At 58.7% G+C, this 14,806-nt stretch carries 15 protein-coding genes; 5 read left to right on the plus strand and 10 right to left on the minus strand.

All coding sequences use genetic code 11. From position 1 onward, the window contains the following. Positions 1–79: 79 nt before the first annotated feature. From JNL86_14610 to JNL86_14625, 4 genes are all read left to right on the plus strand, one after another. Complete coding sequence (locus JNL86_14610) at positions 80–880, plus strand: thiazole biosynthesis protein (GenBank protein ID MBL8044144.1); 801 nt, start codon at positions 80–82, stop codon at positions 878–880. Positions 881–1,019: 139 nt separating this feature from the next. Next, complete coding sequence (locus tag JNL86_14615; protein ID MBL8044145.1) at positions 1,020–1,535, plus strand: tetratricopeptide repeat protein; 516 nt, start codon at positions 1,020–1,022, stop codon at positions 1,533–1,535. A gap of 12 nt (positions 1,536–1,547) precedes the next feature. Beyond that, the gene (locus JNL86_14620) at positions 1,548–1,937 is read left to right on the plus strand and encodes a histidine kinase (GenBank protein ID MBL8044146.1); all 390 of its coding nucleotides are present in this window, start codon (positions 1,548–1,550) and stop codon (positions 1,935–1,937) included. A 32-nt stretch (positions 1,938–1,969) separates the two neighbouring features. Continuing rightward, positions 1,970–3,061 (plus strand): aminomethyltransferase family protein, encoded by a 1,092-nt coding sequence (locus JNL86_14625; GenBank protein MBL8044147.1) that lies wholly within the window; start codon positions 1,970–1,972, stop codon positions 3,059–3,061. 184 nt (positions 3,062–3,245) lie between these two features. Here the strand turns inward: JNL86_14625 and JNL86_14630 are convergent, their stop codons facing one another. Beyond that, the gene (locus JNL86_14630) at positions 3,246–3,728 is read right to left on the minus strand and encodes a hypothetical protein (GenBank protein MBL8044148.1); all 483 of its coding nucleotides are present in this window, start codon (positions 3,726–3,728) and stop codon (positions 3,246–3,248) included. Positions 3,729–3,776: 48 nt separating this feature from the next. After that, positions 3,777–4,037 (minus strand): hypothetical protein, encoded by a 261-nt coding sequence (locus JNL86_14635; protein MBL8044149.1) that lies wholly within the window; start codon positions 4,035–4,037, stop codon positions 3,777–3,779. A 188-nt stretch (positions 4,038–4,225) separates the two neighbouring features. Here JNL86_14635 and JNL86_14640 point away from each other — a divergent pair, with 188 nt between their 5' ends. Continuing rightward, positions 4,226–4,462 (plus strand): hypothetical protein, encoded by a 237-nt coding sequence (locus JNL86_14640; protein ID MBL8044150.1) that lies wholly within the window; start codon positions 4,226–4,228, stop codon positions 4,460–4,462. A gap of 86 nt (positions 4,463–4,548) precedes the next feature. Here the strand turns inward: JNL86_14640 and JNL86_14645 are convergent, their stop codons facing one another. The 8 genes from JNL86_14645 to JNL86_14680 form a co-directional block, all read right to left on the minus strand. Further along, complete coding sequence (locus JNL86_14645) at positions 4,549–4,899, minus strand: hypothetical protein (GenBank protein ID MBL8044151.1); 351 nt, start codon at positions 4,897–4,899, stop codon at positions 4,549–4,551. A 44-nt stretch (positions 4,900–4,943) separates the two neighbouring features. After that, positions 4,944–5,189, minus strand: a complete 246-nt coding sequence (locus tag JNL86_14650) for a hypothetical protein (protein ID MBL8044152.1) — start codon at positions 5,187–5,189, stop codon at positions 4,944–4,946. Positions 5,190–5,566: 377 nt separating this feature from the next. Then, positions 5,567–5,965, minus strand: a complete 399-nt coding sequence (locus JNL86_14655; protein ID MBL8044153.1) for a hypothetical protein — start codon at positions 5,963–5,965, stop codon at positions 5,567–5,569. Between the two features lie 177 nt (positions 5,966–6,142). Next, the gene (locus JNL86_14660; GenBank protein ID MBL8044154.1) at positions 6,143–6,535 is read right to left on the minus strand and encodes a nuclear transport factor 2 family protein; all 393 of its coding nucleotides are present in this window, start codon (positions 6,533–6,535) and stop codon (positions 6,143–6,145) included. 149 nt (positions 6,536–6,684) lie between these two features. After that, positions 6,685–7,005 carry a hypothetical protein gene (locus JNL86_14665; protein ID MBL8044155.1) on the minus strand — a complete coding sequence of 107 codons (321 nt, stop codon included), beginning with the start codon at positions 7,003–7,005 and terminating at the stop codon, positions 6,685–6,687. A 656-nt stretch (positions 7,006–7,661) separates the two neighbouring features. Further along, on the minus strand, positions 7,662–9,056 hold the full coding sequence (locus JNL86_14670; protein ID MBL8044156.1) for a sigma-54-dependent Fis family transcriptional regulator: 1,395 nt from the start codon (positions 9,054–9,056) through the stop codon (positions 7,662–7,664). A gap of 18 nt (positions 9,057–9,074) precedes the next feature. Next, positions 9,075–13,109 (minus strand): PAS domain S-box protein, encoded by a 4,035-nt coding sequence (locus tag JNL86_14675; GenBank protein MBL8044157.1) that lies wholly within the window; start codon positions 13,107–13,109, stop codon positions 9,075–9,077. 608 nt (positions 13,110–13,717) lie between these two features. Continuing rightward, positions 13,718–14,800, minus strand: coding sequence for a Gfo/Idh/MocA family oxidoreductase (locus JNL86_14680; protein MBL8044158.1), 1,083 nt, complete (start codon positions 14,798–14,800; stop codon positions 13,718–13,720). Positions 14,801–14,806 lie beyond the last annotated feature (6 nt).

Genomic DNA, 14,806 nt, shown 5'->3' on the forward strand with positions numbered 1-14,806 from the left:
CAGGGGTACGTTGAGGATTTGATGGAGCCGAGAACGAAGCCGGGAGTCATGTTCAGCAGCCGCTGAGAGGAACAGTAGCATGGGGAAGCCAAAACCGGCACCACTACGCGAGCGCGACATTACTCGCCAGATCGCGCGGGAATACTATAAAGAGTTCGATCAACTCATCGAAAGCGATGTCATCATCGTCGGCGCCGGTCCCTCCGGCCTGATCTGCGCCCATGATTTGGGCAGAATGGGCATCAAAACGCTCATCGTCGAACAGAGCCTTGCGCTGGGCGGAGGCTTTTGGTCCGGTGGATATCTCATGAACAAGGCGACCATCTGCGCCCCGGCCCACAAGATCCTGAAAGAAGTGGGCGTGCCCTGCAAGCAGATCAAGGAATGCCCCGGCATGTACATGGTAGATCCCCCGCATGCGACCGGCGCGCTGATCGCCGCCGCATACGATGCGGGCGCGAAGATCATGAACCTGACGCGCGTCGTCGATCTCATTCTGCGCCGCGAGGGTGTTCTCGAAGGCGTGGTCGTGAACAGCACCACCGCCGAAATGGCCGGCCATGACATCATCCATGTCGATCCGATCGCCCTGGAGAGCAAACTCGTGGTCGATGCCACCGGCCATGACGCGGTCGTAGTGAACCTCCTGCATAAACGGGGGCTCTACCAGCAAGTGCCGGGCAACGGGGCCATGTGGGTCTCGCGGTCGGAAGAAGAAGTCATGGACCGGACCGGAGAAGTCTCCCCGAATTGCTTTGTCATCGGCTTGGCCGTCGCGGCCGTATTCGGTACGCCACGGATGGGCCCGGCGTTCGGTTCGATGTTGCTTTCAGGCCGATACGGCGCCGAGTTGATTCAAAAAAAGCTGAGGCACGGGTAACGCGGAGCAAACAAGACCCGCCGGCTTACAAGCTGATCAAAATGGTCATCCGGCGAGGCCGCAGGCATACTTCTCAGTACGTTGAGGAGTTCGCACGATTGAGAACGAAGCCGGGGCCTTTTTCATCAGCCTGACTACCATGGATGTACAAGATTTTCTCATACAGGGCGACGGCAGCGAGGAAGACAAGCGCGAAGCCTGGCAGCTGTTCCAGCAAGCCTATGAGCAGCAGATGAAGGGGCAGCTGGAGGAGGCCGTCAGTCTGTATAAACTGTCACTCGCGACACATCAGACTGCCGAGGCCCATACCTTCCTTGGTTGGACCTACAGCTTCATGGGCAAGCTGGACGAGGCGATCGAGGAATGTCACAGAGCCATTGCCTGCGATCCCCATTTCGGCAACCCGTACAACGATATCGGGGCCTACCTCATTGAAAAGGGCGATCTGGACGAGGCCATTCCCTGGTTCCACAAGGCCATGCAGGCTACACGGTACGAAAGTCCGGCCTTCCCCCACCTCAACCTCGGCCGTGTCTATGAACGACAAGGTAAGTGGGGCGAGGCAATCGACTGTTACAAACAAGCCCTCGTTCTCAATCCGGACTATGCCTTAGCCAAGAAAGCCTTAGGCCGCCTCATCAGTTCGCTCAACTAGGCACGACACACGATGACAAACCGGACAATTTTGGTGGCCGTCACCGATATCTTCTTTTACACCAAAGTGCGTGACGCCTTGCGCCCGCACGGCTACACGCTGGAACGGATTCGCTCCCAGGAGGACGTGGCGGACAAGCTTAGGTCGACCACACCACTAGCCTTGATCGTCAATATGAACGATCTGGTCATTGATCCGTACAAAGCGCTGGAGGCCGTTCAGGTCGCCGCTCCCATGCCCCCGCTTCCCATTCTGGCCTTCGCCAACCACGAAGAAGTGGACACGTGGCGGCGGGCCAAGGAACTCGGCGTCACCAAGGTGGTGTCACGAAACGAGTTTTCCGCCCGGACGAAGGACCTTGTCGAAGAACTGATTCATCCTCAGCCTTCCGCGCAATCGTAAGAGCTGGGCGAGAGAGGATTACGGGCTCTGCCATGAAGCAATCACGACTCCAGGCTCACCACGAGCAGCTCGGCGCCACGTTCGAAGAATCCACCGGATGGTCGATGCCGGCTCACTATGGCGATGCAGCAGCAGAATACGCCGCCGTGCGGGGGGCCGTCGGAGTGGCCGACCTGTCGCACCGCGGTAGACTTCGCGTGACCGGCGACGATCGCATCAAGTGGCTCCAGAGCATCATCAGCAACGACCTTCTCCCGCTCCAACCTGGCCAGGGCCGCTATTCCAGTTTTCTCACCCACAAGGGAAAAATGCTGGGCTATTTCCGTGTGTTTGTCCTGAACGACGCGGTGTGGATCGAGGACGTAGGTGAAGTTGGTGAGGCCACTTTTCAGGCCTTGCGAAAATTTCTTCTCTACGGCACCAAAGCCAAGATGGAAAACTGCGCCGACACCTGGAGCCTGCTGCTGGTCAGCGGGCCGAAATCGGCCGAGACCGTCAAGGCCGCATTCGGCACGGATGTCGCCACCCTCCCCCTGTTGCACACAACCTCGCTGACCATCGGCGGCCAACCGGCGCTGGTCCTGCGCACCGAAGAAACCGGTGAACAGGACCTGGAGATTTTGCTGCCCGCGGATGCGGTGGTTTCTGCCTGGGAGCAACTGATGGCCGCCGGTGCCACGTTCGGCATCAAGGCAGTCGGTTCACAAGCGCGCGAACTCCTCAGAATCGAAGCGGGCCTGCCGAAAGCCGGCCCGGATCTCAATGAGGAGATCGTTCCACCGGAAGCCAATTTGGAAGGAAAAGCGTTTAGTCTCTCGAAGGGGTGCTACCCGGGGCAAGAGGTGGTGGCACGAATGGACACCTACGGCAACGTCCGCCGACACTTGGTGGGGCTTCGCATTCAGGATGTTGCAGTTCTGCCGAGAGGGGCAAAGCTGTTCAGCGGGGATCGGGAGGTCGGCTGGATCAGTAGCGCGATATTTTCACCGACGCGCAACGCGGTGCTGGCATTCGGATTTCCACTCCGCGACTTCTCGACACCTGATACCGTGCTCGCAGTGGAAGTGGCAGGGACGCGCCACCCGGCTATCGTCCATGCCCTTCCGTTCTACTCTCGTCGCTAGCAGGATGCTGAGAACGCCAGCCAGCAGCGTTCTCGCATGACTCAGGACCTCAACGTACCCCAGAGGGTACACGCCTCGGCGCTTTACTCCCTGCCACCTTGCTGGACGGCCTTTTTGACCATCCTGGAGGACTCTCAATCACTCAAACCGCTCGTCACCCGTTTTGCGAGATCACAACGGTGATCTACTTTTCCGGATTCCGCACGGCCGACACGGCTGCCGCGAATCCGAGCAGGCTCTTTCGCTCTTCATCGTCCAATGCCAACAACAGGTGGGTTTCTTCGGCATGCATCAGCCGGAGGCTCAGGAACGGCTCTTCCCGCCGCTTCTCCCGGTTGTCCCACATGGCATCGATGATCTGAACCTTATCCAACTGCCCGACCGAGACAACATCGTAACGGAAATAGGAATCGCCGATCACGATATCAAAAATGACATTGCCGGCCGTCAGCAAGACCAGGTTGAACCGCCCCTGATCCTCATACCCTTCCGGCAGAAACTTATTGATGTGGCACCGAGCCACCTTGCGATCACCCAGAGCCGCGCGAAACTTCAGCTGCAAGGCCTCGTAGTCGATCTGGAGCGCCTTTTCATCCGCGCTGGTCGCACCAACCGCCGCATCCTTGGCTTGTTCAAAAATCTCGTCCGCTGACATCAACCCTGCCATAACGCCTTACTCCTTCGTTACAAGACTATCCACCACAGAGGCTGTCGTCTATGATTCGAGGCTGTGCGCGGCTCGTCTGGCTCGAATCGCTCGAGCCACCCCGACCAGCGCAATCCCGGCCCACGCAAATTCCAACAACACAAACCCCACTCGTCGATCTTCTATCGCCACGATCCCCAGGAGCAGCGACCCCACGATATTCAGGGCTAGATAGCCGGCGTCCAATTCGCGCCACGTGCCGGCTAGATTGAGCCCGTAGGCCAGGAGCACCATCAGCGCCCCGGCCACCGATATGACCTGCATCACCATGGGGAAACTCACACTCTCGGTCCGGAGCGGACTGCGGAACGGGGTACGGTACCTGGCTGTTTGACAGGATTGCAAGTAGAAACTCCCCCGCCGCCATCTTCTCAGGGAAGACGGTCGAACGCTGGTCGCCACATTGCATTTGCGGATCGATCTCCGGCATACTTCGCGACAAGCAAGGGGAGGCACAGATGAGCGGACAGAGTTGTTTGATCGATGGTTGTCAGGCGAGAGTGTATGCGCCGGCAGGCACCCGTTCTATCTGCAAGGACCATTTTCTGGGATTTCTGACCTGGCGACGACGGCGAGGACCGCAGATGTTCCGCAAGTATGCAGGGCTGACGATGGAGGAACGTGATGTGGTCGCAGCCGAATGGCTTCAGACGCTCGCGACGAAAGACCTCCCGCACCCGATTCCCGGACTTTAATCCCTGGCCTCGACTCGCGCTTCCCTGCTCCGTTCGTGATGCTGCCCCCAAACAAGGGTGCAGAGCCCGCCAGGTTGTGTCACCGGTTACTGACTTCCACCCCTCCGCACCTTTGCATCATTGGCCTGAAGCAGGTTTCGCTCCAACGCCGCTTTCAACAACTGCGCGGTATTGGATGCCCGGAGTTTCTTCATCATATTGGCGCGATGGGTATCGGCCGTCTTCATGCTGATCTTCAGATGCGCGGCAATACTGCGATTGGTCTGTCCTTCCCAGATCAACCGGAGAATCTCCAACTCGCGCGGCGTGAGATCGTCGGGCCTGCGCTTACTGTTGTTCGATACGGCTTCAGTGGACTCTGCCGGATCAGCTTGCGACGCCTTCATACGCGTCCGCTCTATATTGCCCGTTCCATAGTCATTCATGTCGACTAACATACCGCTCCTTCCTGCTCAAGCACTCCCCTCCAAGGTCAGCGCCGTCAGTTCTCCCGCACCGTGACGGGTTTTGAGGTATCCCATAGCCGCTGGAGATACCCTAACACCGCCGAAATCGCTTGTGTGCGTGGTTGCCAGGTCCCCTGTGCGTTGCTGTTTAATTCCACCCACCCTCCATCGACCTTCTGACGCACGATCAATCGTTCGAACATGCCATGCGTGGCCGGCTGAATCGCCAACAAATACTCCTGCTCTTCCCGATCCTTGAGCAAAAACCCTTTCACCGTCATCGTCACTCCTCCTTTTTGCACCCGACATGTTCGCAGAACTTCGCACTCATCCCCTGAATGGCAACTCCCGGCAACTCCTCAAGGACTTCTCCCTACACACACCACCTTCCTACATCAAGGCTTGTGCCAGACCGAAAAGTTCATAGAATCTTCAATATTCATCATCATTTGTGATCAAGAACCAGTTGATTATGTGTTTCCGTAGAGCTGTGCCACATACCCTCGCGACTGCGCCAACGACACGGCGTGAGACAATGTGAGACACATGAACGGGTATGGATGTCCGGCCTGACCAGTCATCAGGCTGACATGCGAAATCGAGCGAGGGAAGAGAGAAGGACTATAGAAACGAGACAGCGCCGGTGATCAGCAGCAGGTTACTCAGCGCAGGCACACCCGTTTAGCGAACGCGTGGCGATATAGGTGAGATTGTTGGTGTATCGAGTAAACCCCTTCCTCCGACCGTAGAGCCGCAACAGACATTGATCGCCCTTCAGTTGGACGAAGAAGCTGTAGTCGGCACCGGATGGCGAAGAGACACCGAAGGGACGGGGACCAAGGGAGCCGGTCGCCAACACCACCGTCGTATTCACAGCCAGGCGGTTAGCCACCTCAGGCGTCTCCCCTTCTTCGAGAAGAATGGATTCGAGTTGACCCTGCACTGTCCGGTGACACGATTCATCCGACAAGGTCGTGATCTGGGCTACCGTCGTGCAACCGGACAGGAGCACAGATCCCAACCCGATCCACTTCAGAGGCCGACTCCCCCGATTCATTTTCAATCTGCCTCCAGGGCGCCACATTGGGCTTCCGACCTCCTGCATGGGGGCGGGGGTCGAGAGGGTGCGAGACACAAGCGTTCTGCCCCCATGGAACGTTATCCTCGGAGGACTCACCACACGACCAGTGCCAGCAGCATGTCCGAGGAAGCGGAACGCAGGGCGCGGCGGCGGCTACCCCATCACCGGGCTGCCGTGATGATGAATCATCAGCCATTCATCGCCGATCCGCTCGAACAGATTGGTCGCAAGCACGCGGGTTTCGACCGGCTGATCGTCCTGTCGACTGGTCAGGTGCTCGGTACAGATCACCCACCCCAGATCCCCGGCCACCTGGACCTGCACGTCGGACAGCTCAAACTTCATGGAGAAGGTGTTGTTGAAAATGAGGACCCACGAATCGCGAACGGCCGGCCAGTCGCTACGGAGGCTCCAGCCTGGATGGATGCAGGTCACATACTCGAGGTGTGCCCACACTTTGTCCATCTGGAGCATATCCAGGCTTTCAAAGGCGGCATAGAAGGCGAGATTGGCACGTGTGATTTCTTCGATACGCTGTTCGACCACGGCTCGCTCCGGCAACGGTGCGGCATTGTACTGCAAACACCGCCGCCGGTGCGAGCCTCATTTACTCGGTGAGGGGGCGGACTCGCGGGGAACCGCCGCACCGCCGAGAGTGGGACTTCTCTCGAGAGTGCAGGCCGCCGCGAGCCCCATCAGCCCGCATGGGTGGCGAGCAGCCCCTCTTCGAGCGCCGTCTTCAGGAGTTGAGCGATATTGGAGACCCGAAGCTTCTTCATCATGTTGGCACGATGCGCTTCCGCCGTTTTGATGCTGATATGCAGCTGTTCGGCAATTGTTCGGTTCGTCAATCCCGCCCACACCAGCTGGAGGATCTCCTGCTCCCTTGGCGTCAGATCTTCGGGACGGCGCTTGACCACCGTGCCGTTGCTCGCCACGGCGACCGGTCCCGCTGACACCTCACGAAGATTGCCCTCTCGACTGAACCGCAAGATGTTCTCGTCGTCATTCCACATGATCCACGCTCCTTTATTTCTGAGCCCACACATTCAGCCGTTAACGAATTGGCCCGGGGAAACCCGACGAAATCGGCGCCAGCCCTTGCAAGTAGGTCAATACCGCCCCGACCGCGCGCGTCCGGTCAGACCATGTTCTGTGGGGCAAGCGACCTATATCGATCCAATCTCCGTCAATCTGCTCTTTGACAGCCGGTTGATCGAAGGGGCCCAACGATGAGGGTGCAATGGTGACCAATACCTCTTGATCAGAGCCGGTTGAGATCAAAAAACCTGCGACGTCCATACGGTCCTCTTTGCGGGGCATCTTGTTTTTGTTTCCTGAGCCAGCCCCTTGACGCTCTCCCAATTGCTGAATTCATATATCAAGGATCGTGCCATGAACATTGCCAAGAGGAGGTTGATGAAAAACTAGGGATTTACGCCGAGGCGTCATCGAGCCTCACCTATCAGGCGTCAATAGGATGGCACACGGTGCTGTGTCACACCTGTCTCATGTGGCGCAGCGCACGCTTGCCAGCTGGGCACCGAGATGCCACCGACGCAAATCTGACACGTGAACTGTTCAGCTGGGATTGGAGGAGGGTACGTGTAGGACGGGATGGGCCTGCCGGGAGGCGTCGGAGTGGAGGTTCACCGATCTCCACGAAATCAGGTCATGGGCGCCAATCTTGACCGGCTTCCTCCGAAGCGGCCACATCGTATTCGGCCAGGCGGCGATAGAAGGTTCGACGACTCATTCCCAGCAAGCGAGCCGCCTCGGAACGATTGCCGCCGGTCTGTTGAAGGGCCCCCACCATGCGAGTCCGCTCATCTTCGCGCTGGAGGGGAACATAGGTCGCCTTTGGCTCCGGATGCCTGATCTCCGGTGGAAGATCCCCTACCTGCACCACCGTCCCTTTACAGTGGATGAGGGCCGATTCCACCGCACTCTTGAGTTCGCGCACATTACCCGGCCATGGATAGGCAGTGAGGACCTGCAGCGCCTCCGGGCTGACTTGGAGAACAGACTTTTCCATCACCGAGCGAAACTGCCCAAGAAAGGCATGGACCAGCAAGGGAACATCGCTGGGCCGTTCCCGCAGCGGCGCCAAACGGAGTCGAGCCACCTTGATGCGATACAGGAGATCTCGCCGGAAGGTCCCCTTCTCGACATCTTCCGCCAGGTTATGGTGCGTCGCCACCACCAGGCGCACATCGACCTTCCGCGGCTTCGATTCCCCCAAACGCGTCACTTCCCGCTCCTGAAGGACGCGCAGAAGACTTGTTTGGACGGCAGGGGAAATATCGCCGATTTCGTCCAGGAAGAGGGTCCCCCCCTGCGCCGCCTCAAAGACCCCCTCCTGGTTATCGATGGCGCCGGTGAAAGCTCCCTTCTTATGTCCAAAGAGCTGACTCCCCAAAATCGAGTCGGTAAAGCCGGCACAATTGACGGCCAAGAAGGTCTGCGAGGCGCGGCGGCTGGCGAGATGAATCGCGCGGGCCACCAATTCCTTCCCCGTGCCGGTTTCCCCTTCGATCAGGACGGTTGCATCCACCGCCGCAATCTTCTGAATCTCCTCGTACAGCACCACCATGGACGGACTTCGGCCGATTAAGTCATGGAACTTTCCATGATCCACCAACTGCGACTGGAGCGCCTGCGCCTGATCTTCTGCGGCAAACCGCCGTCGAACACTCTCGACCCATTGTTCCGCAATCGTCAGCCGCAATTTCAGGAACTCGACGCCGACAGGCTTCACAAGATAATCGTTGACGCCCGCCTGAAGCGCGGTGCGCAAGGCATCGGGCGTATCATGTGCCGTGATCATGACGATGACACAGCGATCGCCGCCAGGACTGGATCTGATAGCACGACAGAGTTGCAGCCCGTCCATACCGCCCCCACGCAACTCCCAGTCGAGCAAGACCAGCTCAAAGGCCCGTTGGCCGTAGGCCACCCAGGCCGATTCCCCATCCTCGCAGGCAGTCACCTCATGCCCGCGCGCCTCGATCACCTGTTCAAACAGCCGTCGGACGTCGATGTGATCTTCCACCAGCAATACGCGCATGACTGCCCTACCTCTGACTCACACATAGACGACGTGCAGGCGATCCAGATAGCGTGTGAATGCATCCAGGGTCTCACGCACCGCTGATCCATCCTTGCGATCTGCCGCCGCCTCAAGGGAGCGCCCATACGCGCTCACGACGTCGAGTCCGTACGTCGCGCCCGCGCCCTTCAACCCATGACCAATTTCACGAACCAACGCATAATCTTCCCGACTGAGGGCCTCCGCAATCTGCAGCAGATCCTGGCGTCGATGCTCCAAAAATCCAGGCATGAGCGGCTCCAGTTCTCCGCTGATCCGAAGCACCACGGGAGCCGAGGACACGCCAGGTGCCGACGGCGCGGCCGAAGCCGTCGTCTGGTAGTACAACTGAATCGCTTCCATCAGTCGCGCCTTGCGAATGGGTTTTGTGAGATGGGCCGTGCACCCCGCCTCAAGACTGCGCTGCACTTCGCCCTGCAATGCATTGGCCGTCAGGGCCAGAATGGGAACCGGATTGCGCCCCTGCGCCCGTTCCCACGCACGGATGGCCTTGGTCGCCGCATAGCCGTCCAGAACCGGCATCTGAATATCCATCAGGACCAAATCGTATGATCCTCGCATGAACATGTCGACCGCCACCTGACCGTTGGCCGCGGTCTCGACTCGATGGGGTGTCGGCTTGAAATAGAACTCCATCATGCGACGGTTGTCCACAAAGTCTTCGGCCAACAGAATCGACAGCCCTGCCGTTCCTCCTGCCCAATCAGGGGTATGCTGGGGGAGCGAGGGCATGGCCGAATGCCTCTCGGCCAATGCCGCCTTGCCGATCACGGCCATCATGCCATTGAACAAATCCGATCGCCGGAATGGTTTGGTGAGATACCGCACCACCCCACACTCCCGTGCCCGAGCCTGATCGCCGACCCGCCGTTCCGAGGTCAACATGATCAACGAGAGTCCTGCCAGCCCCGGTGAGCGGGCGATTGTCTCCGCAACCTCCCACCCGCTGAGTTTCGGCATGCGCACGTCGAGAATCACCAGACGATACGGTTCGCCGGCTTTCACCGCGCGGCGCAACTCCGCCAAGGCTTCTTCACCGCCAGCTGCCTCGGCTGCAGGAATACCCCAGCCGGTCAGCGTTTCGCGCACAATCAAGCGATTCGTGGCGTTGTCATCCACGATCAAGGTGCGCAATGCCGCCAATTGCTCCCACTGAGCCGACGGAACCGCTGGGGCCGGTTGAAGATGTACGGCAAACTTGGCGCTGAAGCTGAAGGTACTCCCCTTGCCGAACTCACTCTGCACCCACAACTTCCCGCCCATCCGCTCGACCAAGCGCCGTGAGATCGTCAGCCCGAGGCCGGTCCCACTGTATGGCCGGGTCATCGACGAATCGACCTGGGTAAACCGTTCGAAAATGACGGCGAGCTTGTCCTCCGGAATTCCAATGCCGGTATCCTTCACGGTGAACAGCAGATTCCCCGGTCCCTCCGACTGCTGATCGCGTTCCACCCGCAACACGACCTCGCCCTGATCCGTAAACTTGATGGCATTCCCCAGTAAATTGAGAAGGACCTGCCGCAATCGATTCGGGTCTCCGACCAGCGCGGTCGGAACATCGGGCTGAATCTGGTAGGCCAACTCCAGATTCTTCTCGGCCGCGCGAACGGCGACCAACTCAGCCGCGCGTTGCACCAAGTCGTTGAGATCGAAATCGACGAGATCGAGATCGAGATGTCCGGCTTCGATCTTTGAGAGGTCCAGGACATCGTTAATCAAACTCAGGAGATTGCTTCCGGCATCTCGAAAGATCTGCACATACTCCCGCTGATCCTCGTTCAACGGCGTCTCGGACAAGAGGTCTGCCATGCCCACGATGGCGTTCATCGGGGTTCTGATTTCATGGCTCATGGTGGCGAGGAAATCGCTCTTGGCCCGATTGGCAAACTCGGCCGCCTCCTTGGCCATCACCAGGGCTTTCTCCGCTTCTTGGCGTTGCTTGGCCTCGTAGGCTAACGTCACGAGATTCCCAATCGATGTGGCAAACTGTGTCTCCTCATTGGTCCAGGCACGCGGCACGCCGGTCCGCTCATGACACATCACGCCGGCCAGCCGGCCTCCGAAAAAAATCGGCACGTCCAACAACGAGACAATGCCCAGTGGCTGGAGATACGCCTGCAGCAATTCGGACGTGCGCGGATCGCTCTCGACATCATGGGCGTTCACCACTTGCTCCCGAAGCAGTTCAGCGAAGTAGCGCGGGTATTGCAAGACATTCAGCCGTTGTCCGTGTGAGTGCCCCGCCGAACCCCGCTCGTACAACTCCGCACATTCAAGCATTGTCCCGCTGTGGTCCAGCAACCAGACACTGGCGCGATCCACCGCCAATGCCTGTGAGGAGGCTCGCATGAGCTCCTCAAGTGCCAACGGCCAATCCCCTGAACCGATGTGCTGGCTTTTTGTCAGACGCATCAGCGCATGCTGATGCGCCTGCAGTACGGACTGACTGTGACGCAACGCGGCTTCCGCCTCCGTTCGCCTGGTAATGTCCAACACGAGCGTCAGCAGACAGTTCTCGTGACCGATGCGAACCGGCTCCACGTTAAAAAGCCCATGCCGCACCTCTCCGGATTTCGTTCGAAACGCCTTTTCCAGATGACGGAGAAACCCCTCTCGACGAAGGGTGTCCGCCAACTGTTGCCGGTCTTCGGGGTGTACCCAGATACCGATGTCCAACGAGGACATGCCGATCAATTCTCTGCGGCTGAATCCCGAGATCCGCACGAAAGCATCGTTCACATCGAGCACCCGGCCGTCTTCCAGCCGGCTGATGGTCATTCCGGCCGGACTGCTCTGAAACGCCTTGGAGAACCGCTCCTCACTTTCGCGCAATGCCTGCTCAACCCGTTTCCGCTCCGTGATATCGCGCGCCACCACTTGAAAGCCGCTGACGGTTTCCCCTTCTACCAACAGTTGTGCATGCTGCCCCAGCCACACCTCGCGCCCGTCCTTCGTGACAACAGGCACCTCATACACCGTTCGCGGGACTTTCCGGACAAATTGCCGGCCATAAAATCGCTCCGCCTGCGGGCGATATTCAGGCTGGACAATGTCCAGATAGTGACGTTCCAGCAGCTCTTCAGGAAGATACCCGAGGATGCGGAGCGAGGTGGGATTGCAATAGGTAAATCGACCGGTCGCATCCGTTCGATAAATGATGTCACCGGCCTGCTCGACCAGTTCGCGATATCGCTCTTCCGTTGCCCGATGTGCAGCCTCCGCCTGGGTTCTCGCGGTGACATCGAGATGGATGCCCATCATCCGGACCATGCGGCCGTTCTCATCACACAGGCCAGACCCCAGCGAAGCAATCCAACGATACGAACCATCTTGATGCTGGAGACGATGATCCAGGCGGAACTGGTTCGCGTATTTCTCCCGAAATAGTGTCACCGTGGCCAGGGCATGCGAACGGTCATCGGGATGAATTCGACGCTCCCAGGCCTCCATTGTCGGCTCGATGTCTGACTCTGTACAGCCTAACTGCGCCTTCCATCTCGGGGAGTAATATGCCGCCTTGGTCTCCAACTCCCATTCCCACACGCCCACGTCCGCCCCTTCCGCGGCTAGTTCGAAGCGTTGCCGGCTCTCTCGCAATGCCGCCTCAACCTGTTGCTGCTCAACCAACTGCTGGCTCAGCCGACTATTGGCGTTCATCAAACTCTGTGTCTGCTCCGCCACTCGCATCTCCAAGCTGCTATTGGCGGCACGCAATGCCGCTTCGGCATCGCGACGTCGAGACAAGAGAACCGCTCCGCTCCACATCAGCCCCACCCCGAGCACTCGATTGAACAGCGCCGTCCTCACCTCGACACCGGCCGGCGCCAGATAAAAGCCGACCCCGAGCAGCACGGTACTCAGCGAGGCATACCACAGTGGTGCGGCTGGGGACGCGAGGGATGAACTCAGCCAGAGGGGAAGCAGGTAGAGCGACCACGCGATGTGGCCGAGCGGAATTGCCACATCCAGCGCGAAAATTCCGATAGTCATCAAACTAATGACGGGCAGCATGATCGTTCGCCTCCTCGCCGCTCAAGGCGAAAGACTGATGTGCGAACCGACTGGCGGTACGACACCGGTAAGATACGCGTATGCCTTGAGGAGGTAAACCCCGGCAATCGGCCCTAGTGTGGCCCTACCAGGAGATACGCAGGATGGGTGTTTTGGAAAAGCAGCGGCACAAGGCATCAGCGCATGCTGGCCATAACAGCGCAACAATCGGCGGAGAAGGTGGCCCTGAGTGATTCCGATTGGGGTTCAGCGGGAGGATAAGCGCGAAAGCGGGATGGCCCTATGCTGCTTAGGACGTTCTTTCTACCTGCCAGCTGTGAGTTCCGCACAGGACGAGGTGCTGCCCGGACCTCACGGACTGAACAGGTTGCAATTTCTCGTCGAGGAACGTGATGGCCTGGACCATGTGCTCGCCCTTGGCGTCACGGTCGGTTCGATCGGCTAGGGACGTGCGCGCCCCGCAAAGGCTGCACTCATATGCTGTTCAAAGATCTGCTGCGGCTGACCAGTTCCCACGACACGCCCTTGGCTCAGGAGAACCACTCGCTGACACAAACTGGCTACCGCGGCACATCATGATTGACAAGAATGACCGTACACCAAGATTTTCACGACAGGCCGATTTCCAATGGGATCCAATTCGGCCGTGAAGCGGATTCCTGCACCGCATCCAACGCTCGCTGAACAGCCAAACCATCGTAAAAGGAGGCATCTACGTCCTTGTTCAAGCCTCCTCTCAAACAGGCATCGACAAAACTCCTCATCATCAAGCCAAGACAATGGGGGGTGCCATCCGAAGCTTGCCTGGGTAAGGAAACGAAGGTCCAGTTCGGATGCGTAGAGCAGGACATGCGTAACACGTCCACGGAGCCGCGGCTTAACGAAGCCCGTAACGCTCCCTCTCGCCCAACGACCTCGATATACGCTCGGTCGCCGGAATTCGGTGTAGCGCGACTCACAAATAATTGGCCCTGAATGCCGTCTCGACAGACAAACCAGGCTGAGGCGATATCATCGGTTTCCACCCGCGCCAGCACTCCGGTCTTGGAATCAATTCGCTCTCGGGGGATCAACACCGTACTGCCGGCAACAGCTTCAATCGGCCCGAGGACGAACCCGACGAGATCGAACAGATGGGATCCCACGTCGTACAGCACTCCAGCGCCCGCACACACTAACTTTTCCCGGAACCCGATCTGGGAGTCCGGCCTCACCCCATCCCAGGAGGCATATTGCACCCGCACATGATAGGGTTCGCCGATATCCCCCCTCTGTAGCCGCCGTTTTAATTCTTGCACACCGTACAGATACCGATAGGTGAACGCGATTTGGTGGATCAAGTGACTGCCCTCTGCGGCCTGCAGCATCTCCGTGGCCTCAAGTGCGTTCATCCCCAGAGGCTTTTCACAGAAGACATGCTTCCCGCATGCGAGCGCAGCCTTGGCCTGAGCCGCATGAGCCACATTGGGGGTGGCAATGGTGACGGCATCAATATCGTTGCGTGCGCACACTTCCTTATAATCAATCGAAATTTCAGGCACGCCAAGACGTCTGGCCACAGCCTGGGTGCGTGAACGATCCCGTCCACACAAGGCAACGACCTCTGCCTGTGGATGGGACTGGAGACCAGGGACATGGCAAGTTTCAGCAAACGCCCCTGCTCCGATTACGGCCAGGCGGAGTTTTGGCATAAGAAG

Source organism: Nitrospira sp., assembly GCA_016788885.1.
In the GTDB taxonomy this organism is placed as follows: Bacteria; Nitrospirota; Nitrospiria; order Nitrospirales; family Nitrospiraceae; genus Nitrospira_A.

Excerpts from the sequence above, each read along its gene's own strand:
- JNL86_14610 (MBL8044144.1), top strand. The coding sequence starts at position 80 with ATGGGGAAGCCAAAACCGGCACCACTACGCGAGCGCGACATTACTCGC.
- JNL86_14615 (MBL8044145.1), top strand. The coding sequence starts at position 1,020 with ATGGATGTACAAGATTTTCTCATACAGGGCGACGGCAGCGAGGAAGAC.
- JNL86_14620 (MBL8044146.1), top strand. The coding sequence starts at position 1,548 with ATGACAAACCGGACAATTTTGGTGGCCGTCACCGATATCTTCTTTTAC.
- JNL86_14625 (MBL8044147.1), top strand. The coding sequence starts at position 1,970 with ATGAAGCAATCACGACTCCAGGCTCACCACGAGCAGCTCGGCGCCACG.
- JNL86_14630 (MBL8044148.1), bottom strand. The coding sequence starts at position 3,728 with ATGGCAGGGTTGATGTCAGCGGACGAGATTTTTGAACAAGCCAAGGAT.
- JNL86_14635 (MBL8044149.1), bottom strand. The coding sequence starts at position 4,037 with ATGGTGATGCAGGTCATATCGGTGGCCGGGGCGCTGATGGTGCTCCTG.
- JNL86_14640 (MBL8044150.1), top strand. The coding sequence starts at position 4,226 with ATGAGCGGACAGAGTTGTTTGATCGATGGTTGTCAGGCGAGAGTGTAT.
- JNL86_14645 (MBL8044151.1), bottom strand. The coding sequence starts at position 4,899 with ATGTTAGTCGACATGAATGACTATGGAACGGGCAATATAGAGCGGACG.
- JNL86_14650 (MBL8044152.1), bottom strand. The coding sequence starts at position 5,189 with ATGACGGTGAAAGGGTTTTTGCTCAAGGATCGGGAAGAGCAGGAGTAT.
- JNL86_14655 (MBL8044153.1), bottom strand. The coding sequence starts at position 5,965 with ATGAATCGGGGGAGTCGGCCTCTGAAGTGGATCGGGTTGGGATCTGTG.
- JNL86_14665 (MBL8044155.1), bottom strand. The coding sequence starts at position 7,005 with ATGTGGAATGACGACGAGAACATCTTGCGGTTCAGTCGAGAGGGCAAT.
- JNL86_14670 (MBL8044156.1), bottom strand. The coding sequence starts at position 9,056 with ATGCGCGTATTGCTGGTGGAAGATCACATCGACGTCCGACGGCTGTTT.
- JNL86_14675 (MBL8044157.1), bottom strand. The coding sequence starts at position 13,109 with ATGCTGCCCGTCATTAGTTTGATGACTATCGGAATTTTCGCGCTGGAT.
- JNL86_14680 (MBL8044158.1), bottom strand. The coding sequence starts at position 14,800 with ATGCCAAAACTCCGCCTGGCCGTAATCGGAGCAGGGGCGTTTGCTGAA.